A 258-nucleotide genomic window follows, 5' to 3' on the forward strand; every position below is an offset into this window, starting at 1 on the left:
ATTTGATCAGGATTTACCTTATTCTTTAAAGCTTTTTTCTCTTTTTTCTTCAAATCTTGAATACTTTCTCTAGGGGTAGGAAGATTTTCAGGCATTGTTGTTTTTAATTCTTTCATAGTATTTCTGATTGTTCTCCCCACATTAAAGTGTGTATCATTGGCTAACTGTTCGTTGTTTATTCGTCGATTACGTAATACTTCGTCGGTTTGAGTAGCCCGGAATAAGTTAGCTGCTAATTCGGCACTTCCCATATAATCT

General features: G+C 34.5%; 1 pseudogene. It reads right to left on the minus strand.

Annotated elements, in window-relative coordinates:
• Nucleotides 1-258 (minus strand): annotated as a pseudogene (gene dinD, locus ETC07_RS15270) (DNA damage-inducible protein D); the annotation flags it as partial.

The organism is Halomonas borealis (genome assembly GCF_004798905.1).
Classification (GTDB): Bacteria; Pseudomonadota; Gammaproteobacteria; order Pseudomonadales; family Halomonadaceae; genus Halomonas; species Halomonas borealis.